The following is a 22319-nucleotide window of genomic DNA, read 5'->3' on the forward strand; positions in this document are numbered from 1 at the left end:
TGATGAAGACGCTGTGGTGGCAGACCGTCGGAACGGGAAATTGCCATCTTGTGCTGCTGCACGGATGGGGACTGAATGCTGAAGTGTGGCGTTGCGTAAGCGAGGAACTTGCCTCGCAATTTACGCTGCATCTGGTGGATTTGCCGGGTTATGGCCGCAGCCGCGGCTTTGGCGCGATGTCGCTTGATGAGATGGCGCAGCAGGTTCTGGACGCCGCGCCGCAAAACGCTGTCTGGCTGGGCTGGAGCCTGGGCGGGCTGGTGGCAAGCAAGATTGCGTTGGATAACCCCGGGCGCGTGAGCGCGCTGGTTACCGTTGCCTCGTCACCCTGCTTTAGCGCGCAGGACGCGTGGCCGGGGATCAAGCCTGAAGTGCTGGCAGGATTCCAGCAGCAGCTAAGCGACGATTTCCAGCGGACGGTCGAGCGTTTTCTCGCGCTGCAGACGATGGGTACAGAAACCGCGCGTCAGGACGCGCGCACGCTGAAGCAGACCGTGCTGTCGCTGCCGATGCCTGACGTTGAGGTGCTTAACGGGGGGCTTGAGATACTCAAGACGATCGATCTGCGTGAACCGCTGGCGTCGCTGGCGCTTCCGCACCTGCGTATGTATGGCTATCTGGACGGGCTGGTTCCGCGTAAGGTGGTGCCACTGCTGGATAACCTGTGGCCGGAAAGCCAATCAATGGTGGTAGCTAAAGCGGCACACGCGCCATTTATTTCACATCCTGGCGAGTTTTGTTCGGCGCTTTCCGCCTTTATTCGCGCAGTGCCCACCACTCCCTGAGGCAGGCTTTTCCTTCCGGGCAATGTTTACAGCTGCCGGACAGACAACCGTCCGGCTCTTCCTGAATGCGCACCGCTTTCCCCATGGCTTCCAGTCTTTCCAGCATGGCGTCGATCATCGGCTGCGGCGTATGCAGGCTGAGGCTCAGCTGTTTCGCCTCCATTCGCCCCTGCAGTGCCAGCAGGTCACGAACCTGAATCAACGATGCCATGGGGTGTGCTCCTTAGTGACAGTCGCCTGCCGGGCTGTTGCAGCAGGTCGCCGCGGTTTTACGGTTTGCCAGCAGGTCGATGTCGACGCGGCTGCGTGCCCGCCGCAGCAGGCCGAGAACGATCACGTTAAACAGCACAACCGCGAGAATGCAGACCAGGCTGTAGCGCGGGTGCTGGCTGAAATTGACGGTTTGATAAAACAGCGTCGCCAGTGAATACGCGATGTTTAATCCCCAGAGGATGGAGAAGCCCATCCAGCCGCGGCTGGACTCGCGGGCAATCGCCCCCATCACGGAGATGCATGGAATATAGAGCAGAACGAAGATGAGGTAGCTGTAGGCCGCGGACGCGCTGCCAAACTTCTCGCCCATCACGCCCATGGCACCGGTCGCCATCTCGCCGTCGCCTTTGCTCGCCTCAATCGGGTTCGCCAGCACGCTCAGGCTGAAGGTGTCCTTCAGGCTTTGCCAGGTTTCCTCTACGGCACCCAGCAGTTCGTCACCGAGGTGAAACTCCGCCGGGTTAAATTCCTGCTCCTGAATGTTCTCGGCGGTGTAGAGCGTGTTCAGGGTACCGACAACCACCTCTTTTGCCATCGCGCCGGTAAATAGCCCGACGGTTGCCTGCCAGTTATCCTCATGCACGCCAATTGGTTTGAAGACCGGCGTGATGACGCGGCTGACGGAGGCGAGGGCAGAGTCGTTAATGTTATCCGCTGCCTGTCCACTCAGGGTAAAGCTGTTCAGGGCGCTCAGGAAAACGCTGACGATCACAATCACCTTACCGGCGCGCAGGACGAAGCCTTTCAGGCGCTGCCAGGTCTGGATCGCCAGGCTTTTCAGATGGGGGACGTGGTACACCGGCAGCTCCATCACGAACGGCGACGCTTCACCGCGCATGATGGTGTGTTTCAGCATTAAGCCGGTCAGGATCGCCATCACGATGCCCAGCACGTACAGCGAGAAGACCGCCAGCGCGCCCTGCTGGCCAAAGAAGGCTGCCGCAAAGACCGCAAAGATCGCCAGTCGGGCACCGCAGGACATAAACGGCGCCATCATGATGGTCATCAGACGCTCGCGCGGTGCATCCAGCGTGCGTGCGCCCATCACCGACGGCACGTTACAGCCGAAGCCGACGATCAGCGGGACGAAGGATTTGCCCGGCAGGCCCAGCGCCTGCATCAGACGATCCATCACGAACGCCGCGCGCGCCATGTAGCCGGAATCTTCCAGGAACGAGAGGAACAGGTACATCATGCCGATCTGCGGCACCAGCGGCAGAACGGTATTGATACCGCCGCCGATCCCCTGCGCGAGGAAGATGGTGAGCCATTCCGGGAAGTGCAGGGTGTAGCCCACCCACTGAATGCCGTGCACGAAGACCGCGACGGAACCGGCGTCAAAAATCGGCTGCAGCGCGCCACCGATGTTAATGGCGAGCAGGAACATCACGTACATCACCAGCAGGAAGATGGGCAAACCGAGGAAGCGGTTGAGCACAATCTTATCCACCGCCGCTGTAAAGCGGCTGGGTTCTGCCGTCAGTGCGTTACTGACCACGTCGCAGATCGAGGCGATAGCCTGGTAACGGGCATCGGCGATGTGCAGCGCCGGGTCGTCCAGCTCGTCGCTAAGACGGGCCACCGTCACGTCCAGCTTATCGGCCGCATGACCGGCATAAGCGCGGCTGTAGATATCCCCTTCCAGCATCTGCAGGCCAAGCCACAGGCGCTGTTTCGCAGGCATGGCTTTGTCCATCTCCTGCGCCAGCACGTTGGCTTCGCGCAGGAGAGGCTGGGCGTAATGCACCAGCTCAACGTCGCGATTTCCCGCGTGACGGTCAATGGCCAGCTTCAGCGCATCAATACCGCGCGCGCGCGTCGAGACCAGCGGAACGACCGGGCACCCGAGGCGCGCGGAGAGGGCATCAACGTCGATGCGTAGCTTTTGTTTCTCTGCGATGTCGAGCATGTTGAGCGCCACGATGCAGGGGATACCCAGCTCCAGCAGCTGCAGCGTCAGATAGAGGTTACGCTCGAGGTTCGAGGCATCGACCACGTTGATCAGCAGATCCGCATCGCCGCCAAGAATGTAGTGACAGGCGATTTGCTCATCGAGCGAAGTTTGCGACGAAATGGTGGTTAAGGAGTAGGTGCCGGGAAGGTCAACCAGCGTCACCTGGTTGTCTGTCGTCGTGAACTGGCCCTCTTTACGTTCAACCGTTACGCCCGCCCAGTTGCCCACGCGCTGGCGAGCCCCGGTCAGCTGGTTAAAAAGCGTAGTCTTGCCGGAATTAGGATTGCCAATTAAGCCAATAGTTAACTTTTTCATTTTTCTGGACTCACTGAAACCGCTGGCTTGTTATCGGGATAAGGCTTCGACTTCTATTAACGCGAGGTCTTTTTTACGCAGGACCAGATTCACGCGTCGGGTTTCGATATGAACCGGATCGCCTAACGGCGCCACGCGTACGACCTGGAATGACGAGCCGGGCAGCATGCCAAGCGACAGCAGCTTTTGCCGATAGGCCGGGCTAATTTCGCGGGTAAAACCGGTAATCTTCCATGCACTGTCTGGAGTGAATTGCATAACGCCTGATTCCACGAAAGGTTAAATTATCTACTATGCGATGATAATGAGAATAGTTTTTATCAGCAATATTAAAACTGTGACGGAATGTTGTTTACGGTATTAATTTACGGCCTGTTTGACCTTGCTCAATATTTGCTGAAATGCCGGGAAAACGAAAAGAGAGGTATTTGTTAACGTGGTGATAATTCGTGGTTTAAATATGGCTACACGCTATTTATTTTAATTCCCTGCGGCCTGCTTGCCGGGCGGCACTGCGTTTGCCCGGCCTACAAAACCGTAGGCCCGGTAAGCGTAGCGCCACCGGGCATGTACAACCTTAGCGTTTTTTACCCATCGCGGCCGCCAGCGCATCCATCATCGCGCTGTTGCCTGCAGGCTGGGCGTCACGTCCACGCGGCTTCGCGGCTTTCGCGGCCGGACGCTGCTCGCGGCCCCCGCCGTTGCCGCCGCGGCGCGCGTTGGTGTCACCCGGCTGCTCGTCCAGACGCATGGTCAGGGCGATACGCTTGCGCTGCAGATCCACTTCCAGCACTTTGACCTTCACGATGTCGCCCGCTTTGACCACGGTGTGCGGGTCTTCAACGAACTTGTCGGCAAGGGATGAGATATGGACCAGGCCATCCTGATGCACGCCGATATCCACAAACGCGCCAAAGTTGGTGACGTTGGTCACCGCACCTTCCAGCACCATCCCTGGCAGCAGGTCGTTCATGGTCTCGATACCGTCAGCAAAGGTCGCCGTTTTGAACTCAGGACGCGGATCGCGGCCCGGTTTTTCCAGCTCTTTAATAATGTCGGTAACGGTTGGCACACCAAATTTGTTGTCAGTGAAATCAACGGCTTTCAGGTTGCGCAGGGCGCTGCTGTCGCCCATGAGATCCTTCAGCGCCTGCTGGGTGGCGGCCAGGATGCGTTCCACCACCGGGTACGCTTCCGGGTGAACGGTGGAGGCATCGAGCGGGTTATCGCCGTGGTTGATGCGCAGGAAGCCCGCGCACTGCTCAAACGCTTTTGGCCCCAGACGGCTTACCTTCAGCAGCTGCTGACGGTTCTGGAACTGGCCGTTCTCATCGCGCCAGGCGACGATGTTTTGCGCCATCATGCGGGTTAAGCCCGCTACGCGGGTCAGCAGAGGGACGGAGGCGGTGTTCAGGTCAACGCCAACGGCGTTTACGCAGTCTTCCACCACCGCGTCCAGCTTGCGCGCCAGCTGAGTCTGGCTCACGTCATGCTGATACTGGCCCACGCCGATCGATTTCGGATCGATCTTCACCAGTTCCGCCAGCGGATCCTGCAGGCGGCGAGCGATCGAGACCGCACCGCGCAGGGAAACGTCCAGGTCCGGGAACTCCTGGGCCGCCAGCTCGGACGCAGAATAGACGGACGCCCCGGCCTCGCTGACGATCACTTTCTGCGCCGTCACTTTCGGGAACTGCTTCTGCACGTCGAGATAGAAACGTTCGGTTTCGCGGGACGCCGTACCGTTGCCGATGGCGACAAGTTCGACGTTGTATTTTTCGCACAGCGCCGCCACCACGACGGCCGCTTTCGCTGCCTGGCCGGTGTGCGGATAGATGGTGTCGGTGGCGACCAGCTTGCCGGTGCCGTCAACGACAGCGACTTTTACACCGGTACGCAGACCCGGATCGAGACCCATGGTCGCGCGCAGGCCAGCAGGGGCGGCCATCAGCAGGTCGTGCAGGTTGCGGGCGAAGACGTTGATGGCTTCATCTTCGGCGCGTTCGCGCACGGTGCCCATCAGCTCGGTTTCGAGGTGCATCAGCACCTTGATGCGCCAGGTCCAGCTCACCACGCCTTTGCGCCAGCTGTCAGCCGGGGCGTTGTTCAGGCGCAGGCCAAGATGGTCGATGATGATCTGCTCGCAGTGGCTCTCTTTCGGCGGCTCGTCAAACTGCGGGTCGGCGTTCAGGGAGAGCTGCAGCACGCCTTCGTTACGGCCGCGGAACATTGCCAGCGCGCGGTGGGAAGGGGTGGTGGAAATCGGTTCGTGGTGATCGAAGTAGTCGCGGAATTTCGCGCCTTCTTCCTCTTTACCCGCGACGACGGTAGAGACGATGTGGGCGTTCTTCCACAGATAATCACGCACTTTAGCGAGGAGGGCGGCATCTTCAGCGAAGCGCTCCATCAGAATGTAGCGTGCGCCGTCGAGGGCGGCCTTGGTGTCCGCTACGCCTTTGTCGGCGTCGATGAATTTCGCCGCTTCGGTATCCGGATCGTGGGACGGCTCGTTCCACAACAGGTCGGCCAGCGGCTCAAGACCCGCTTCAATTGCAATTTGTCCGCGCGTGCGGCGCTTCGGCTTGTACGGCAGATAGAGATCTTCGAGTTCGGTTTTGCTCAGGGTGCCGTTAATGGCGCTTTCCAGCTCGCTGGTCAGCTTGCCCTGTTCGCCGATAGATTTGAGGATCGCCTGACGACGTTCTTCCAGCTCGCGCAGATAGCCCAGACGGGTCTCCAGGTTACGCAGCTGCGTGTCATCCAGACCGCCGGTGACTTCCTTACGATAGCGTGCAATAAACGGCACGGTGTTCCCTTCATCAAGCAGGCGAACGGCAGCTTCTACCTGTTCGGCTCTGGCCTGAAGTTCACCCGCAATAATGCGGCAGAGCGAATCTTTCATCATGGCTTTATCATCTGTTGAGTCGAAAAAATCAGGGGATAGTTATACGGGCTGACACGGCAAAATGCCAGCCGGGGAGGGCGCTCTCGGACTATTTTACGTAGACGATCTCATTAACGTACCAGCTGGCTTCACCGGCTGGGGTTTGCACGACGGCCAGATCGCCCACTTCCTTTTTCAGCAGCGCGCGGGCCATCGGGGAGTCGATGGAGATGTAATCCTTACGACCAAAAATTTCATCGTAACCGACGATGCGAAAACGCAGGGTGTCACCGTCGTCGTTTTCAATCTCCACCCACGCGCCGAAGAAGACCTTGCCCTCCTGCTGCGGGGAGTAATCGACGATTTTCAGGTTCTCAAGGCACTTCGTCAGATAGCGTACACGGCGGTCAATTTCGCGCAGCCGCTTCTTGTTGTACTGGTAGTCAGCGTTTTCGCTGCGATCGCCCAGGCTCGCGGCCCAGGTCACTTTTTTGGTCACCTCAGGACGCTCTTCGCGCCAGAGGAAATCCATCTCTTTTTTGAGCTTCTCGTACCCTTCGCGGGTGATCAGGGGCGTTTTCATGGTGCTGCCTTTGCTGCCGGTTCTCTGTTTTGCGCACAATACGTACCACACAGTGTAACAGACAGGATTAATAATAATTTATGTGGTGAAATGAAAAGATAAGCTGCTGTTAAATATGCTTTGTAACAATTTCGACTAGAATTTATACCAGAATTAACTGGTCGAATACGTGCACTTTTTTAGAATACGCTGTTACAAAGACTATCCGAACCTTTGGGAGTACACACAATGCAAGAAAACTATAAAATTCTGGTCGTGGATGACGACATGCGCCTGCGTGCGCTGCTGGAGCGTTATCTGACCGAGCAGGGCTTCCAGGTTCGCAGCGTCGCGAACGCTGAGCAAATGGATCGTCTGTTGACCCGTGAATCTTTCCATCTGATGGTTCTCGACCTGATGCTGCCAGGCGAAGACGGGCTCTCTATCTGCCGCCGTCTGCGCAGCCAGAGCAACCCGATGCCGATCATTATGGTAACGGCGAAGGGCGAAGAAGTTGACCGTATCGTGGGCCTCGAAATCGGCGCCGACGACTACATTCCAAAACCGTTTAACCCGCGTGAACTGCTGGCGCGCATTCGCGCCGTGCTGCGCCGTCAGGCGAACGAGCTGCCGGGCGCACCGTCGCAGGAAGAAGCCGTTATTGCCTTCGGCAAGTTCAAGCTGAACCTCGGCACGCGCGAAATGTTCCGTGAAGACGAGCCAATGCCGCTCACCAGCGGCGAGTTTGCGGTGCTGAAAGCGCTGGTTAGCCACCCGCGTGAGCCGCTCTCCCGCGACAAGCTGATGAACCTGGCGCGCGGTCGCGAATACTCCGCAATGGAACGCTCCATCGACGTGCAGATCTCCCGTCTGCGCCGCATGGTGGAAGAAGATCCGGCGCATCCTCGTTATATTCAGACCGTGTGGGGTCTGGGCTACGTGTTCGTCCCGGACGGCTCTAAAGCATGAGGCGAATGCGCTTCTCGCCGCGAAGCTCGTTTGCCCGCACCCTGTTACTGATCGTCACCCTGCTGTTCGTCAGCCTGGTGACGACCTACCTGGTGGTGCTGAACTTTGCGATCCTGCCGAGCCTCCAGCAGTTTAATAAGGTCCTGGCCTACGAAGTGCGTATGCTGATGACCGATAAGCTGCAGCTGGAGGACGGCACGCAGCTGGTTGTTCCCCCGGCGTTTCGTCGTGAAATCTACCGTGAACTGGGCATCTCGCTCTATTCGAATGAAGCGGCGGAAGACGCGGGTCTGCGCTGGGCGCAGCACTACGAATTTCTCAGCCAGCAGATGGCGCAGCAGCTGGGTGGCCCGACGGAAGTGCGCGTCGAGGTCAACAAAAGCTCGCCCGTTGTCTGGCTGAAAACCTGGCTGTCACCCAACATCTGGGTGCGCGTCCCGCTGACCGAAATCCATCAGGGCGATTTCTCGCCGCTGTTCCGCTATACCCTGGCGATTATGCTGCTGGCGATAGGCGGAGCCTGGCTGTTTATCCGAATACAGAACCGACCGCTGGTCGACCTGGAGCACGCTGCGCTGCAGGTCGGTAAAGGCATTATTCCTCCTCCGCTGCGCGAGTATGGCGCCTCGGAAGTCCGCTCGGTGACGCGTGCGTTTAACCATATGGCGGCAGGCGTGAAGCAGCTGGCGGATGACCGTACGCTGCTGATGGCGGGCGTGAGCCATGACCTGCGCACCCCCCTGACGCGTATTCGTCTGGCGACGGAGATGATGGGGGAAGAGGACGGTTATCTCGCCGAGTCCATCAACAAGGACATCGAAGAGTGCAACGCCATCATCGAGCAGTTCATCGACTACCTGCGCACCGGCCAGGAGATGCCGATGGAAATGGCGGACCTGAACGCGGTGCTGGGTGAAGTGGTGGCGGCAGAAAGCGGCTACGAGCGTGAAATTGATACTGACCTTCAGGCCGGTGAAATTCAGGTTCGTATGCACCCGCTCTCCATTAAGCGCGCGGTGGCGAACATGGTGGTCAACGCGGCGCGCTACGGTAACGGCTGGATCAAAGTCAGCAGCGGGTCTGAACTCAACCGCGCCTGGTTCCAGGTGGAAGACGACGGTCCGGGCATCAAGCCCGAGCAGCGTAAGCATCTGTTTCAGCCGTTTGTGCGCGGCGACAGCGCGCGCAGCACCAGCGGTACGGGCTTAGGCCTGGCGATTGTGCAGCGTATTGTGGATAACCATAACGGGTTGCTGGAGATTGGTACCAGCGAGCGGGGCGGGTTGAGCATTCGCGCCTGGTTGCCGGTTCCGGTCACGCGGGGGCAGGTGAAAGAGAGTTGAAAAAAGGGTGGCACGAGCCACCCTTTTTTGTAGGTCGGGTAAGGCGAAGCTGCCACCCGACATGGGCTACAGTTTTGGACCCGCGCTCACCAGCGCAGCACCCGCCGGGGTATCGGTATACTTCTCGAAGTTCTCGATAAACAGCTTCGCCAGCGATTCCGCTTTCTCGCGCCACTGTTCAGGCGAACCGTACGTATTGCGCGGGTCGAGGATATGCGTATCCACACCCGGCAGCGACGTTGGGATCGCCAGGTCAAACATCGGCAGCGTGAAGGTTTCGGCGTCGTCCAGAGAACCATCCAGAATGGCGTCGATAATGGCGCGGGTATCTTTGATGGAGATACGTTTGCCGGTGCCGTTCCAGCCGGTGTTCACCAGGTATGCCTGCGCGCCGGATGCCTGCATGCGTTTCACCAGCACTTCAGCGTACTGCGTCGGGTGCAGCGACAGGAAGGCTGCGCCGAAGCAGGCGGAGAAGGTTGGGGTTGGCTCCGTCACGCCGCGCTCGGTACCCGCCAGCTTGGCGGTAAAGCCGGAGAGGAAGTGGTACTGCGTCTGGCTGGCCGTCAGGCGAGACACCGGCGGCAGCACGCCAAACGCATCCGCCGTCAGGAAAATAACCTTCGTGGCATGACCCGCTTTTGACACCGGCTTCACGATGTTGTCGATGTGGTAGATCGGGTAAGAGACGCGGGTGTTTTCCGTTTTCGACGCATCGTCGAAGTCGATGGAGCCGTCGGCACGCACGGTGACGTTTTCCAGCAGCGCATCGCGACGGATCGCGTGGAAGATATCCGGCTCGGCCTCTTCAGACAGGCGAATGGTCTTCGCGTAGCAGCCGCCTTCAAAGTTGAATACGCCGTCGTCATCCCAGCCGTGTTCGTCATCACCAATCAGACGACGTTTTGGATCGGTAGACAGGGTGGTTTTCCCGGTGCCGGACAGGCCGAAGAAGACCGCCACGTCGCCTTTTTCACCGACGTTCGCCGAGCAGTGCATGGAGGCAATGCCCCGCAGCGGCAGCAGGTAGTTCATGACCGAGAACATCCCTTTCTTCATTTCGCCGCCGTACCAGGTACCGCCGATCAGCTGGATACGCTCGGTCAGGTTGAAGGCAACAAAGTTTTCGGAGTTCAGACCCTGCTCTTTCCACTGTGGGTTGGTACATTTCGCGCCGTTCATCACGATGAAATCAGGGGTGAAGTCCTGCAGCTCTTCGTCGGTTGGACGAATAAACATGTTTTTCACGAAATGCGCCTGCCAGGCCACTTCGGTGATAAAACGTACGGAGAGACGGGTGTCGGCGTTAGCGCCGCAGAAAGCGTCGACAATAAACAAACGCTTGCCGGAAAGTTGATGGGTGACGAGCCCTTTCAGGTGCTGCCAGGTTTCCGGAGAGAGCGGTTTGTTGTCGTTCTTCCCTTTGCCCTTGTCAGCCCACCACAGCGTATCGCGGGTGGTTTCGTCTCGGACGATATACTTATCTTTCGGCGAACGACCGGTAAAAATACCGGTATCGACGGCGATAGCACCAAGATTCGTCAACACACCGCGCTCGTATCCTTCCAGTGCTGGATTGAGCTCTTCCTGATACAGCGTATCGTAGTCGGGGTTGTAGACGACTTCCTGGACGTCGTGAATACCATAAGCCTTGAGATCTTGCGGGGTTAAACCAGTAACACGCATATCACTGCTCCTTAGCCAATATGTACTGCCTGAAATTGTAGGGTTTTTCTGAGGTTGTTTACCGCGACGGGGCTCATAGATTCACGCATCTGGACAAAACCCTTACTAACGGAAAACGCTGCGACTCCAGTCACAGCGCAGGCGGATTATCGCAGGAATCGCTTTTTTGTTGGGGAAAATGTTCCGAAAAGGTTAAAGGCTGGTGATTTTATCGGAAAGAATGTGAATGTAATCGCATACACGTAAGAAAATTACGTAAGAGTTACATTGGGAAAACGATTCAGCTTGGGGGGGGTTTTTACCCCTCAACCCAGCCCTCTTCCCAAACGGAAGAGGGTGAGGGGAAAGAGGTTTAGTGAACCTGCGGATCCGCCGGGGAGGCGTTGTTGCGGATCTCAGCGATATCCATCGAATTGAACACATAGTGCGTACCGCAGTAGTCACAGTGCATATCAATTTCGCCGTCTTCCGCCATGATGCTGTCGATCTCTTCATCCGGCAGGGTTTTCAGTGCGCCAGCGCAGCGCTCGCGGGAGCAGGTGCACTTAAACTCCACGGACTGCGGGTCGTAGACGGTCACTTCTTCTTCGTGGTACAGACGCCACAGCACGTCGGTCGCCGACAGGTTGAACAGCTCTTCCGCCTTGATGGTTTCGGTCAGCGTCGCCAGGTGCTCGAAATCATTGGTCTGCGCGTCCTGCGCAGGCAGAACCTGCAGCAGCATGCCGCCAGCAGCAGGCTGACCGTCCACTTCACCGGTGCGGATGAAGAGACGCGTCGGCAGCTGTTCAGAACGCATGAAGTAATCTTCCAGGCAGGCTGCCAGGGTATCGCCTTCCAGACCCACCACGCCCTGATAGCGTTCACCTTCCTCCGGGGAGATGGTGATCACCAGGTAGCCATTACCTACCAGCGTTTTGAGGTCAGCATTTTCAGGCACGTCGCCCTGAACGCGCGCCACGCCGCGCATCTGCTGCTGGTTATTGCCGTTGATCACCGCCAGCGACATTGGGCCGTCACCCTGCAGCTGCACGGTGATATCGCCGGCAAACTTCAGCGTTGCGGTCAGCAGGCTGGTGGCAACCAGCAGTTCGCCCAACAGGGTCTTCACCGGCAGCGGGTAGTTGTGGTTTTCCAGAATCTGTTTCCAGGTTTCGGATACGGTGACCAGTTCGCCGCGCACGGCGAATTGTTCAAACAGATAGCGGTGTAATTGGTCGTGTTGGGCCATTTTCATCTCTCGTGCGGGTGAGGGTTACTCGCTCTCACCGTGTTTAAATTTCATCAGATCGCGGCGCTCTTTTTTGTCCGGTCGCCGGTCCGGGTGGGGCATGGTCAGCGCATTCATTTTGCGCGCCAGCGCGGTCTTCTCGCGCTTTTCAATGCTTTCCGCCGTCTCTTCATAAAGCAGGACGGCTTCCGGGGCGGGCCGTCGTTGTTCGGTAATGGCTTTAATCACTACCGTACGTTCATCGTTGCCCTGACGCAGCGTTAAGGTGGCATTCAGCTCAACCAGCTTGCTTGGTTTGCTGCGCTGGCCGTTGTAATGCACCTTTCCGCCGTCAATCATCTCGCGGGCAAGAGCGCGCGTTTTATAAAAACGCGCCGCCCACAGCCATTTATCCAGTCTTACCCCGTCAGAGGGTTTTTCTTTCATGGCCTCTCCTTCACGGTCAGTGAGGGGATCATCTGGCGGTAGTCGTTCAGTCCCGGGTGGCGCAGATAGCTTTTTTCAGCCAGGCCAGAGTCAGGATTGGTGACGCCCAGACAATAGCGAATGCCAAACCTTGCCGCGGAATCCAGAATGGGCTCGCTGTCGTCAATGAACAGCGTGCGCTCCGGCTGCAGGCCGGTCTCTTCCTTCACCGCATGCCACAACCGCTGATCCTCTTTCGGATAACCAAATGTGTGGGTGGAAAGTAATAAATCAAGGTGCGACGCCAGTCCCGTATGCTCCAGCTTCACGGCCAGGTTATGTGGATGCGCGTTAGTCAGCAAAATACGGCGCTTGCCGCTGGCTTTCAGCGCGTCCAGGAAGGGAACCGTATCCTCGCGCAGCACGGCGCGTGGTCCCTGGGCGGTGGTCATGGCACAAATATCCAGACCGAGGCGCTCGCTCCAGTAGTCCAGACAGTACCAGTTTAGCGTATGTTGCACGGCGATATATTGCGAACGAATGAATGCCTGCGCTTCTGCCGGGGAGATTCCCTGCTGCTCGCCATAGGTTTCCGGCACCAGCGTTTGCCAGAAATAGTTATCAAAGGCGAGATCGAGCAGCGTGCCGTCCATATCCAGCAGAACGGTGTCGACCTGCTGCCAGTCGATATCAAGATGCATAGGGGGGAACTCCAGCCAGAAGAAACGTGCGCGACAGGGTAGCACATCTTGTCGCGCAACGACGTTATCAGATCAGGCTCTCAGAGGAGGGGATCAGCTTAGGATTGAGGCAATTTTCATAATATTGCTGGATCTCTGCAAGCCGGGTGCGCGAGCGCTGGTAGCGTCGCAGGGCCATAAAGCCGTTCCAGAAAATGGCGATCAGCATCGCGGTCATCAGCAGAGAGGTGCCGATGTAGCGCCATAAACCTGCGCTATCCGGCATCCGGTGCAGGCCGATATGGCGCGTGCCGTTGGCGTCGGTATAAACACTCGTGACAATCCCTTCTGCGCTGAACGGCGTTTGCATCAGCATCTGCGCCAGGCGCTGGAACTGGCTCCACTGCTCCTGCGCCGGGTAGTCATAAAGCGCCACCTGCGGGTAAGGCTGATCGACCAGGTCGCTGCCTTCATCGCTTGCAATCACAAAGCCGCCCGGTGCCGGGCTGTTCAGCGCCTGAGCCGCCCGGGTGGTTTCGCGCATCATAAACGGTGATGTGGAGGTGGCGACCAGGTTATCCAGCGATTCAGCACTCACCGGACGCAGCAGCACGTTGACGCCATCCAGTCGTCCCGCTTCGGCGCGCTTTACCAGCGAGTCCCAGTCTTTACTGTTCCCGAGGTTGACCAGAGCATTTTTAAGACGTATGCACTCATCCTGCGAAGAACAGAGATCCTGCGTTTTCAGAACGATGTCACCAAAATCATCCAGCAGAACCATGCCTGATTTTTGAATGGCCGAACGCAGTGCGGGACTAACGCGCGAATCATCGTCCGGTTTCGGGTGCAGCTGGCGGTTAACCGTCTGGGTAAGCGCCGTGGCTTTATTCACCACTTCTGATTCCGGCAGCGGCAGCGGCGGTGCGTCGTTCCAGATAATTTGCGAGCAATCGAAAGGCATGAACGGCGAGTTCTGACGCGTGTTCCATGCCCCCGGCGTGTGAATATTACACATCCCGGTTCCCTTCAGGCGCAGCGTGTCTCCCACGCGTACACCGGCTTCATCCAGCTTGTTGACGCTGGTCGCTTCAATGGTTTGCGCCCCTTTGATCCACGACAGGGTGAATTTGATGGGCATATCCAGCGGTACGAAAAGCAGCAGCATGACTAAGACCAGCGCCGCGCCCCCGGCAATGACCGTGCTGCGAAGCCAGTGCTGAAGCGGGAAATTTTTCACTTCATCATGAAGGGATAAGAAGCGTCCCTGACGCACAACGTGGCGGTCAAGGTAGATATCAATATCGGTTTTCTGGCCTAAATCCTGCGCGATCCACGGTTGCCAGTGGCGCGGGTAGATCAGGTCAATAATCCCGAGCGAGATATTGTTGAGGTGTTCCTGATCGTTTTCACCGAACAGACCCCAGCGCTTTGGCGTCCCGCGCAGGCAGTGGATCTCGCGCAACGAGGTTTTGGCCGGCGGAGCAAAGAGCCCCCAAAGCCCGCCCGCCAGCAGCAGCACCGCACCGCCCGCCAGCCAGGGGACAAACACATCCGGCGTCAGCAGGCAGAAAAAAAAGAGCAGGAAGGCGGCGACGATCAGCAGGGCTTCACGAATGCCGTCCGGGCGGCTCAGGGCGTACTCTTCATGCGTCTCCTGACGAATGTTCAGCAGTTCAATCTGCTCTGTCTCTTCGCCACGAATAGAAGCCTGCGTCGAACTGGCGCGCTCCAGCGCAAAACGCGGGGCTTCCTGAAGATATTCATTCAGCGTGTGGCCGTTAAGCGAGATAACCAGAGGCAATGAATCGGTGTGAATCAGCTCAACGCTGTTTTCGTCATTAATGTATTGCTCCCAGGACGGAGGGAGATGCACTTCGACGGAATCAAGGTAATAGCGCCACTTGTTGGGGTCATCAGTCGTGATGCCGTAGCGCGTGATGGATCGCGTCACGCAGAGCACGGTATCACTCTGCGCATTAAGCTTTAACGCCACGGGCGCAGCGGTGGCACCCGTTGGCCCAGGCGTGAGCTGAGTACGGTTCAGGATTTCGAGATAGTTTTCAACCGCATCGCGCTCGTCTTGCGTGAGTTTACGCGTGGTCGCGCCCGCAAATGCAGTTAAAAAAGGCAGGCGATAACGGCGCTGTATGCGGCGCCTGTACAACCACCCTGCAACCAATGCGCCGGCCAGCATAGCAGCGAGAACAATCAAAATGGTGCTCATGCTTTCCCCATCTTACTTATCTTCTTACAGGTGTAGTCAGTAGCACCTTTACATTGAATGAGAGTCTGTGGCTGGCTATCGGCAAGTATGGAGTCGAACTTGAGCATTCTGAAGCGCATCCCAGTGACCGGTGATGATAGCAAAGCCTGTTATGGCGCGATATCAGCAAATTCCTGGAAACATTTCAACCTCTTGACATTTGTTTTGAATTGAGGATTGATCCCTGCTACGTTGCATAAATGTAAATAAAGAACGATTGACATTGCCGAAACCGTGCGGCGTATCGCACAATAACGCCAGTTCTCACTGCTAAGACCCATCACGATGAGCAAACCACTACAAAAACCCACCATTCTGAATGTTGAAACAGTCGCCAAATCGCGCCTGTTTAATGTCGAAAGTGTGGATCTGGAGTTCAGCAACGGTGTGCGTCGCGTTTATGAACGTATGCGCCCCTCGTCGCGCGAAGCGGTGATGATTGTGCCGATTGTCGACGATCATCTGATTTTGATCCGCGAATACGCTGTGGGAACGGAATCTTACGAGCTTGGGTTCTCGAAAGGGCTGATAGACCCGGGCGAAACCGTCTTTGAAGCGGCAAACCGCGAGCTGAAAGAAGAGGTGGGGTTCGGGGCGAATGAGCTTTCATTCCTGAAAAAACTGAGCATGGCGCCGTCTTATTTTTCCAGCAAAATGAATATCGTGGTGGCTGAAGATCTCTATCCTGAATCGCTGGAAGGGGATGAGCCGGAGCCGCTGCCGCAGGTTCGCTGGCCGCTGGCGCATCTGATGGACCTCCTGGAAGACCCTGACTTTAATGAGGCTCGCAACGTGAGCGCGCTGTTCCTGGTAAGGGAGTGGCTGAAGGGGCAGGGGCGGCTGTAGGCCATAAAAAAAGCCGGGTGGCGGCTTCGCCTGACCCGGCCTACGCTGTGTTGCCCGGTTTTTACCGGGCATTTTTACATTTAGAACAGCTCGTGCGTTTCGCCGTTATCGATAATCTCTGTACCCACCTCATGCACCGCCTGTGTGGTTGGCTGTGTGCCCTCGATGAAATACTCCTCGCGACTATTACCGCCGTTGGCGAGCTGGCCCGTGCTGCGGTCGATATTGACCGTCACCACGCCAGGCGGTGGCGTCAGCGGCTGCTCCGGCACGCCTTCAAGAACGGCCTTCATGTAGGCGTCCCAGGCTGGCTGCGCGCTCTTCGCGCCGCCTTCGTAGCCGGAAATCTGATCTTTAATCGCGCCGGAGGCCGTGGTACGCCCTAAATCGCGGCGGTGATCGTCGAAGCCGATCCAGACCGAGGTCACCACGCCCGGACCGTAACCGGAGAACCACGCGTCTTTCGAGCTGTTGGTTGTCCCCGTTTTACCGCCGATATCATGGCGTTGCAGATCGCGTCCTGCGCGCCAGCCGGTACCCTGCCAGCCTGGCTCACCGAAGATGTTGGTGTTCAGCGCGCTTTTGATCAGGAAAGACAGCGGCGTGTTGATCACATGCGGGGCGTATTCCTGTGCGCCGGTCTGCGCCACCAGCGCCTGGTTCGCCTGCTCGAGCTGCGGCTGCGGCACCACGCCGTTCTGCTGCTCCTGCGACACGGCAGGGTCTTCCATGTCCTTGTTTTCAAGTACTTCAGATTTCGGCGTATTGCCATAAATGACCGGAATATCGCAGTCAGGGCAGGCAATTTTCGGCTTCGCCTCGAACAGCACGCCGCCCTGATCGTTCTCGATCTTGCTGATGAAGTACGGGTCAATCAGGAAGCCGCCGTTGGCCATCACCGAGTATCCACGCGCGACCTGAAGCGGCGTAAAGGAGGCTGAGCCTAACGCCAGCGACTCGGTGCGAACGATGTTCTGCGCCGGGAAACCGAAGCGCTGCAGATACTCTGCGGCATAGTCGACGCCCATGGCGCGCATGGCACGCACCATCACCACGTTTTTCGACTGTCCCAGACCCTGACGAAGACGAATCGGGCCGGCATATTCCGCAGGGGAGTTTTTAGGCTGCCAGTCGGAACCCGCCCCCGCATCCCAGCGGGAGATTGGCACGTCGTTGAGGATGCTGGCGAGGGTCAGGCCCTTATCCATCGCGGCCGTGTAGAGGAACGGTTTGATATTGGAACCGACCTGACGCAGCGCCTGGGTGGCACGGTTAAATTTGCTCTGGTTGAAATCGAACCCGCCGACCAGGGCCAGTACAGCACCGTTCTGCGGATTGATAGAAACCAGGGCCGAGTTGACGTCCGGCACCTGCGCCAGCCACCAGGATTCGCCAACCTTGCGCACCCAGATTTGCTGCCCGGTCTGTACCGCATCGGTCACTTTACGCGGCGTGGCGCCCTGCAGGGTATCCGAGCGGTACGGACGCGCCCAACGGATACCGTCCATGCGCAGGGAGACGGACGTACCGTCCGCCAGCGTCGCAACGGCTTCCTGAGGATCGGCCTGCGTCACCACGGCAGGAAGGAGCGGCCCGTAGGTAGGCAGTGCTCTCAGCGTACTGATGATTTTTTTGCTGTCCCACGCGCTTTCGCCCACCTTCCAGAGCACGTTTGACGGGCCGCGATAGCCGTGACGCATATCGTAGTCCATCACGTTGTTGCGCACCGCGTCCTGCGCCGCCTGCTGCACTTTACGGGTGACGGTGGTGTACACGCGATAGCCATCTTCATAGGCCTTGTCGCCATAACGGTTCACCATCTCCTGGCGAACCATTTCGGTCAGGTAAGGCGCAGAGAAGGCGATCTCCGGGGCGTGGTAGTTAGCGTCAATGACGTCGTTGCGCGCCTGGTCGTACTCGCTCTGGCTGATATAGCCTTCGCTCAGCATACGTGACAGGACGACGTTACGACGCGCGGTGGCGCGATCGAGCGAGTAGAGCGGGTTAAAGGTGGACGGCGCTTTTGGCAGACCGGCGATGGTGGCCATTTCGCTTAAGGTGAGTTGCTCAACAGGCTTACCGAAGTACACCTGCGCGGCCGCCCCCACGCCATAGGCACGGTAGCCCAGGTAGATTTTATTGAGGTACAGCTCAAGGATCTCGTCTTTGCTTAGCAGCTGCTCAATACGGATCGCCAGGAACACCTCTTTGATCTTACGGGTCAGCGTCTTTTCAGGGCTGAGGAAGAAGTTACGCGCCAGCTGCTGCGTAATGGTACTCGCCCCCTGAGAGGCGTGACCAGAGAACAACGCAATGCTCGCGGCACGGAAAATCCCCACCGGATCGACACCGTGGTGCTCGTAAAAACGGCTGTCCTCCGTGGCGATAAAGGCTTTCACCATCACGGGTGGAATTTGGTTTAAGGTCAGCGGGATACGACGCTTCTCGCCATACTGCGCCATGAGCTCGCCATCGGCGCTATAGACCTGCATCGGGATCTGGAGACGCACATCGCGAAGCGTGGCGACATCAGGTAGCTGTGGCTCAATATATTTGTACAAACCGTAAATCGAGCCTGCTCCCAGCAGAATGCAACAGACTGCAAGGATGAATAAATACTTTACGAACTTCACCGGAGATTTCCCATTTGGTTTCACTTGGGCAGTTTCTAAACAATCGCGCGGTAGTATAAAGGCAAGCCTGATTCATTGATATAGCCGTCAGGGCGACGGGCGATAAGGAGATCGTAAAGCATGGCCTTCAAAACATGGCAAACGGGCGTTCATATTCAACAGGATAGGGTGCTGATCGTGGCGCTGGACCGGGAGAAGTCCGGCTGGCGTCTGCGGCGCTGGTGGGCAATCCCGCTGGCTGAAGGCATCATTCGTGACGGCAAAATTTGTCAGCCAGAACAGCTGGTTGATGCGTTGCGCGACTGGCGAAAAACGCTGCCGCACGCCCATCGGGTGTTCCTCTCTTTCCCGGCAGCACGTACTCTGCAGCGGTCGCTTCCTCGCCCGACCGTTGCGCTGCGCGACAGCGAGCAGCTCTCATGGCTGGGTAGCGCGCTCGCCCGCGAACTGGAGATGTCTGCCGATACCCTCTGTTTCGACTACGCGCAGGATACCTTCAGCAATACCTTTCACGTGACGGCCGCACAAAACAACGAGGTCGATACCCTTCTGGCGCTGGCGAAAACGCTGCGTTTGCGGCTGGTGACCATTACCCCGGATGCCAGCGCGCTGACGAATCTTCTTCCCGCAGTGGCGCCAGCGAAGTGCCTCGCCTGGCGGGACGATCGGCAGTGGCTCTGGGCGATGCGCCACCAGTGGGGACGCCGCTTAACTACCGAAGCAGAAAACGTGGCCGAGCTGGCGGCGCTGCTGGCGCTTGGTCCGGATGACATCGCGCTGTTTGATTGCCAACGTGATCCATGGGAAATCCTGGAACGCTGCCATGCTCCGCTGCCGGAATGCGGGGCTGATTATACCGTCGCGCTGGCGTTGGCCATGAGCGAGGTGCCCGGATGAGCATCCTGAATTTTCTGCCCTGGCGACAGCAGCGGCGCGCGCGATGCCTGCGCTTCTGGGGCGCAATGTGTATCGGCACAGTACTGTTGATGTTCGTAGTCATTGTTTGTCTGCGGATGAACCAGTTCGTGAAACTGCGCGTGCTGCAAACGGATCTGACGGGAATGCAGTCCGTGCAGCACGCGCTTGTCGCCCGGCAAAAACTGGCCGCACAGGCGCAGCTACCCGTGCAAACCAGGCAACGACGCGCATGGCAACCGGTGCTGGAATCCCTTTCCAGCGCCATTCCTTCACAGGTCTGGCTGACAGAGCTGCGCTATCAGCCGCCTGCGCTGATATTGACTGGTTATGCCATCACCTTGCCGGCCCTCTCTGCTCTGCGCGATGCGCTTGGCCAAATAGCGGGCTTTACGCCCGGGACACCGGGCGAGCTTCGGCAGGATAGCCGGGGGCGCTGGATGTTTACGCTTCATCTCAAAAGCGAGGGGTAACGCGTGAATACCTTGTTAGAACGCTGGTGCGAAAGCCGTCCCTGGCATCGGGTACTCTGCTGGTGCCTGGGGAGTCTCCTGGCAGGGCTGGTCGCGTGGGGCGTGTTGCTCAGACCGGTAGACAGGCAGTGTGCTGAACAACAACGCCAGCTGATTGAGGATGTAAGCACTAACGCATCGTTATGGCCTGTTGTCAGAAAGGGGCCGTTTCGTCCGGACTCTGCGAAGGCTCGGGAGCTGGCGCCGTTCTCCCCGCTCAATTTTCAGGGCGATGAGACGACGCTGGTTCACTGGAAGCCGCTGCAGAATGGAGGGGAGCTGACGCTGGATGCGGAGTGGCAGGCCATTCCAGCGCTTTTTTCCCGGCTGGCACAGCAGGATGTGGAGATCGCCGCTTTCGCGATTGCGCCACAAGGTAGGGCGTTACGCCTGCAGCTGGAGCTGGAACATGCGAAATAGCGCGCGATGTTTGCTGGTTTGCTCAGTGCTGCTATTGACCGGTATGCGCGATCCGTTTCGTCCTCCGGACGATCCTTGCGCCATTGGCGAGCTGGCGCAGTGGCGCTTTCGCGGCCTGGTGGAAGGGCAGGAGACTATCGGCATTTTACAGGATGGGGAAAAGCGCTGGCACCGGCTGAAAATGCATGAGCGCTTCCCGGCTGGCTGGAGGATAACCGCCGTCAATGCAGCGGAGCTGGCAGTTGATGTGGGTGACACCTGTGACCCGGGAAAATGGACGTGGCAACGAGAAGGAACGGACAAAAATGAATTTACGGATAATGCTGTGGCTGCTGGCGTTCAGCCAACCGCTGTGGGCCGCCGCGCCAAAACCGGTCACGCTGGTGGTGGATGACGTGCCTGTGGTCCAGGTGTTACAGGCCCTGGTTGCACAGGAGAACCGTAATCTGGTGGTATCGCCTGATGTCAGCGGTACGCTTTCGCTTAACCTGACGCGCGTTCCCTGGAGGCAGGCGTTACGGACGGTCGTCTCCAGCGCCGGACTCGTCTTGCGCGAGGAAGGCGGCATTTTTTACGTGCATACCGCGGCCTGGCAGCGTGAACAGCGGGAGCGTTCAGAACAGGAACAGGCGCGTCGACAGCTTGATGCCCCGCTGGTCACTCAGGGCATTCCCTTTTCTTATGCGGATGCCGGGGAGCTGCAAAAAGCCGCGGAAAAACTCCTGAGCCCAAAGGGGAGCTTATCCGTCGACAAACGTACTAACCGTCTGCTGATTCGGGATAACCAGGCTGCGGTGGATACGCTGCAGCGCTGGGCCGCCGAGATGGATATTCCCGTCGAGCAGGTCGAACTGGCGGCGCATATTGTGACCATCAACGAAAAAAGCCTGCGCGAACTGGGGGTGAAGTGGAATCTCGCCGACGCTACTGACGCGGGCAAGGTTGGACAACTGACGACGCTGGGCAGCGATCTTTCCGTCGCCAGCGCCACCAGCCACGTGGGTTTTAATATCGGGAGGATCAATGGTCGGCTGCTGGATCTGGAGCTCTCAGCGCTGGAGCAAAAACAGCAGGTCGATATTATTGCCAGCCCGCGGCTGTTGGCCTCGCACGGGCAACCTGCCAGCATTAAGCAGGGCAGCGAAATTCCGTATCAGGTCTCAAGCGGGGAAAGCGGCGCCACCTCCGTTGAGTTTAAAGAGGCGGTACTCGGAATGGAGGTCACACCGGTAGTATTGCCGGGGGGACGCGTGCGCCTGAAATTACACATCAGCGAAAATATGCCGGGACAGGTTCTGCAGCAGGCCGATGGCGAAACGCTGGCTATCGATAAGCAGGAGATAGAAACCCAGGTGGAGGTAAAAAGTGGAGAAACGCTGGCGTTGGGCGGAATATTTTCCCAGAAGAACAAAACCGGCACTGACAGCGTACCGGGGCTTGGGAGCATCCCCTGGATTGGGTCGCTTTTCCGCCATGACGGGAAAGACAACGAACGGCGTGAATTAGTGGTGTTTATTACACCACGTCTGGTCGGTATTCGCTGACGGGTAACGATCCCCGCAATGATTTTGCATTCAGTTTGTTGCAGATGTTTGACGTGGGGCATGAATTAGCATACAAGGAGTACCGATTTGAGTTGGACT

20 protein-coding genes are annotated in these 22319 nt (G+C 58.0%); 9 read left to right on the forward strand and 11 right to left on the reverse strand.

The features are described 5' to 3' along the window. Positions 1 to 2 precede the first annotated feature (2 nt). On the forward strand, positions 3 to 785 hold the full coding sequence (gene bioH, locus HMPREF3143_RS03610; protein WP_008503053.1) for a pimeloyl-ACP methyl ester esterase BioH: 783 nt from the start codon (positions 3 to 5) through the stop codon (positions 783 to 785). Here the strand turns inward: bioH and feoC are convergent. From feoC to greB, 5 genes are all read right to left on the reverse strand, one after another. Then, positions 757 to 996: a [Fe-S]-dependent transcriptional repressor FeoC gene (gene feoC, locus HMPREF3143_RS03615; protein WP_008503052.1), complete on the reverse strand. Its 240-nt coding sequence runs from the start codon at positions 994 to 996 to the stop codon at positions 757 to 759. The two genes, bioH and feoC, sit on opposite strands and share 29 nt — an antisense overlap. A gap of 12 nt (positions 997 to 1008) precedes the next feature. Further along, complete coding sequence (gene feoB, locus HMPREF3143_RS03620; protein WP_021242189.1) at positions 1009 to 3327, reverse strand: Fe(2+) transporter permease subunit FeoB; 2319 nt, start codon at positions 3325 to 3327, stop codon at positions 1009 to 1011. A gap of 30 nt (positions 3328 to 3357) precedes the next feature. Next, complete coding sequence (feoA, locus tag HMPREF3143_RS03625; protein WP_008503050.1) at positions 3358 to 3585, reverse strand: ferrous iron transporter A; 228 nt, start codon at positions 3583 to 3585, stop codon at positions 3358 to 3360. Positions 3586 to 3904: 319 nt separating this feature from the next. Continuing rightward, positions 3905 to 6232: a Tex family protein gene (locus HMPREF3143_RS03630; RefSeq protein WP_070531809.1), complete on the reverse strand. Its 2328-nt coding sequence runs from the start codon at positions 6230 to 6232 to the stop codon at positions 3905 to 3907. An 88-nt stretch (positions 6233 to 6320) separates the two neighbouring features. Next, positions 6321 to 6794, reverse strand: coding sequence for a transcription elongation factor GreB (gene greB / locus HMPREF3143_RS03635; protein ID WP_008503048.1), 474 nt, complete (start codon positions 6792 to 6794; stop codon positions 6321 to 6323). A gap of 228 nt (positions 6795 to 7022) precedes the next feature. On the opposite strand from greB, the gene ompR reads away from it, so the two are divergent. Further along, positions 7023 to 7742, forward strand: a complete 720-nt coding sequence (gene ompR, locus HMPREF3143_RS03640) for an osmolarity response regulator transcription factor OmpR (RefSeq protein ID WP_001157751.1) — start codon at positions 7023 to 7025, stop codon at positions 7740 to 7742. After that, positions 7739 to 9085: a two-component system sensor histidine kinase EnvZ gene (gene envZ, locus HMPREF3143_RS03645; protein ID WP_008503047.1), complete on the forward strand. Its 1347-nt coding sequence runs from the start codon at positions 7739 to 7741 to the stop codon at positions 9083 to 9085. The genes ompR and envZ overlap by 4 nt, the downstream gene beginning before the upstream one ends. 66 nt (positions 9086 to 9151) lie before the next feature. On the opposite strand, the gene pckA is transcribed toward envZ, so the two are convergent. The 5 genes from pckA to HMPREF3143_RS03670 form a co-directional block, all read right to left on the reverse strand. Continuing rightward, positions 9152 to 10771 (reverse strand): phosphoenolpyruvate carboxykinase (ATP), encoded by a 1620-nt coding sequence (pckA, locus tag HMPREF3143_RS03650; RefSeq protein ID WP_021242192.1) that lies wholly within the window; start codon positions 10769 to 10771, stop codon positions 9152 to 9154. A gap of 352 nt (positions 10772 to 11123) precedes the next feature. Continuing rightward, the gene (gene hslO / locus HMPREF3143_RS03655; RefSeq protein ID WP_161958630.1) at positions 11124 to 12008 is read right to left on the reverse strand and encodes an Hsp33 family molecular chaperone HslO; all 885 of its coding nucleotides are present in this window, start codon (positions 12006 to 12008) and stop codon (positions 11124 to 11126) included. An 18-nt stretch (positions 12009 to 12026) separates the two neighbouring features. Continuing rightward, a complete protein-coding gene (hslR, locus tag HMPREF3143_RS03660; RefSeq protein ID WP_008503044.1) occupies positions 12027 to 12428 on the reverse strand; it encodes a ribosome-associated heat shock protein Hsp15 in 402 nt (133 codons plus the stop codon). Beyond that, positions 12425 to 13108, reverse strand: a complete 684-nt coding sequence (gene yrfG / locus HMPREF3143_RS03665; RefSeq protein WP_070531812.1) for a GMP/IMP nucleotidase — start codon at positions 13106 to 13108, stop codon at positions 12425 to 12427. The genes hslR and yrfG overlap by 4 nt, the downstream gene beginning before the upstream one ends. A 67-nt stretch (positions 13109 to 13175) precedes the next feature. Then, on the reverse strand, positions 13176 to 15311 hold the full coding sequence (locus HMPREF3143_RS03670) for an intracellular growth attenuator family protein (RefSeq protein WP_008503042.1): 2136 nt from the start codon (positions 15309 to 15311) through the stop codon (positions 13176 to 13178). A 324-nt stretch (positions 15312 to 15635) separates the two neighbouring features. Here HMPREF3143_RS03670 and nudE point away from each other — a divergent pair, with 324 nt between their 5' ends. Next, positions 15636 to 16196 (forward strand): ADP compounds hydrolase NudE, encoded by a 561-nt coding sequence (gene nudE / locus HMPREF3143_RS03680; protein WP_008503041.1) that lies wholly within the window; start codon positions 15636 to 15638, stop codon positions 16194 to 16196. Positions 16197 to 16276: 80 nt separating this feature from the next. Here the strand turns inward: nudE and mrcA are convergent, their stop codons facing one another. After that, on the reverse strand, positions 16277 to 18829 hold the full coding sequence (mrcA, locus tag HMPREF3143_RS03685; RefSeq protein ID WP_023326230.1) for a peptidoglycan glycosyltransferase/peptidoglycan DD-transpeptidase MrcA: 2553 nt from the start codon (positions 18827 to 18829) through the stop codon (positions 16277 to 16279). Positions 18830 to 18949: 120 nt separating this feature from the next. Between mrcA and pilM the strand changes: the two genes are divergently transcribed. Genes pilM through hofQ form a run of 5 tightly spaced genes read left to right on the forward strand, consistent with a single transcriptional unit; the run spans position 18950 to position 22220 of the window. Beyond that, positions 18950 to 19726 carry a pilus assembly protein PilM gene (gene pilM, locus HMPREF3143_RS03690; RefSeq protein ID WP_070531815.1) on the forward strand — a complete coding sequence of 259 codons (777 nt, stop codon included), beginning with the start codon at positions 18950 to 18952 and terminating at the stop codon, positions 19724 to 19726. Next, positions 19723 to 20217, forward strand: coding sequence for a PilN domain-containing protein (locus HMPREF3143_RS03695; RefSeq protein WP_070531818.1), 495 nt, complete (start codon positions 19723 to 19725; stop codon positions 20215 to 20217). The genes pilM and HMPREF3143_RS03695 overlap by 4 nt, the downstream gene beginning before the upstream one ends. Before the next feature lie 3 nt (positions 20218 to 20220). Continuing rightward, complete coding sequence (locus HMPREF3143_RS03700; RefSeq protein ID WP_070531820.1) at positions 20221 to 20676, forward strand: HofO family protein; 456 nt, start codon at positions 20221 to 20223, stop codon at positions 20674 to 20676. Beyond that, the gene (locus tag HMPREF3143_RS03705; protein ID WP_032664745.1) at positions 20666 to 21070 is read left to right on the forward strand and encodes a HofP DNA utilization family protein; all 405 of its coding nucleotides are present in this window, start codon (positions 20666 to 20668) and stop codon (positions 21068 to 21070) included. Before HMPREF3143_RS03700 ends, HMPREF3143_RS03705 begins: the two co-directional genes overlap by 11 nt. After that, positions 20982 to 22220, forward strand: coding sequence for a DNA uptake porin HofQ (gene hofQ / locus HMPREF3143_RS03710; protein WP_070531822.1), 1239 nt, complete (start codon positions 20982 to 20984; stop codon positions 22218 to 22220). Before HMPREF3143_RS03705 ends, hofQ begins: the two co-directional genes overlap by 89 nt. Positions 22221 to 22319: the final 99 nt, after the last annotated feature.

This window comes from Enterobacter sp. HMSC16D10, from assembly GCF_001807145.1.
GTDB lineage: Bacteria > Pseudomonadota > Gammaproteobacteria > Enterobacterales > Enterobacteriaceae > Enterobacter > Enterobacter roggenkampii.